Source organism: Bizionia saleffrena, assembly GCF_008086175.1.
GTDB classification, from domain to species: Bacteria; Bacteroidota; Bacteroidia; order Flavobacteriales; family Flavobacteriaceae; genus Bizionia; species Bizionia saleffrena.
The window spans coordinates 1-1,379 of the sequence record NZ_VSKM01000045.1; the positions used below are offsets into that span (position 1 = coordinate 1).

The following is a 1,379-nucleotide window of genomic DNA, read 5'->3' on the forward strand; positions in this document are numbered from 1 at the left end:
TTTCCCAACATTCTGTGTTTGGTGCTGCTGCTTGTTCTCCTGTTACAACCCAACTACAAGTAGAGTCATTAAACGTTGCCGTTTCATAACATTCTGTCGTTGGCTCGGTTGCTTGTTCTCCTGTTACCTCCCAACTACACGTATCATTATTAAACGTTGCCGTTTCATAACATTCTGTGGTTGGAGCTGCTGCTTGTTCTCCTGTTAAATCCCAACTACACGTATCATTATTAAACGTCGCCGTTTCCCAACATTCTGTCGCTGGTGCTGCTGCTTGTTCTCCTGTTACAACCCAACTACACGTATCATTATTAAACGTTGCCGTTTCATAACATTCTGTGATTGGTGCTGCTTCTTGTGTTCCTGTTACCTCCCAAATACACGTATCATTATTAAACGTTGCCGTTTCATAACATTCTGTGATTGGTTCTGCTGCTTGTGTTCCTGTTACAACCCAACTACACGTATCATTATTAAACGTTGCGGTTTCATAACATTCTGTGATTGGTTCTGCTGATTGTTCTCCTGTTACCTCCCAAGTACAACTTTCTGTATTAAACGTCGCTGTTTCCCAACATTCTGTCGCTGGTGCTGCTGATTGTTCTCCTGTTACCTCCCAAATACACGTATCATTATTAAACGTCGCCGTTTCATAACATTCTGTCGCTGGCTCGGTTGCTTGATCTCCTGTTACCTCCCAAGTACAACTTTCTGTATTAAACGTCGCTGTTTCCCAACATTCTGTCGCTGGTGCTGCTGATTGTTCTCCTGTTACATCCCATTCGCAAGTACCGTTATTAAACGTTGCGGTTTCATAACATTCTGTGTTTGGTGCTGCTGCTTGTGTTCCTGTTACATCCCAACTACACGTATCATTATTAAACGTTGCCGTTTCATAACATTCTGTCGTTGGTGCTGCTGCTTGTGTTCCTGTTACCTCCCAAGCACAACTTTCCGTGTTAAACGTTGCCGTTTCATAACATTCTGTCGCTGGTGCTGCTGCTTGTGTTCCTGTTACAACCCAACTACAAGTAGAGTCATTAAACGTTGCCGTTTCATAACATTCTGTGGTTGGTGCTGCTTCTTGTGTTCCTGTTACATCCCAACTACACGTATCATTATTAAACGTTGCGGTTTCCCAACATTCTGTGGTTGGTTCTGCTGCTTGTTCTCCTGTTACATCCCAACTACAAGTATCATTATTAAACGTTGACGTTTCATAACATTCTGTGATTGGTGCTGCTTCTTGTGTTCCTGTTACCTCCCAAATACACGTATCATTATTAAACGTTGCCGTTTCATAACATTCTGTGATTGGTTCTGCTGCTTGTGTTCCTATTACAACCCATTCGCAAGTACCGTTATTAAACGTCGCTGTT

General features: G+C 42.6%; 1 protein-coding gene. It reads right to left on the reverse strand.

The genetic code is table 11. The features are described from left to right. Window positions 1-1,379, reverse strand: a 1,379-nt coding sequence (locus tag ES676_RS14540) for a BspA family leucine-rich repeat surface protein (protein WP_148371047.1), incomplete at both ends; no start/stop codon positions are given.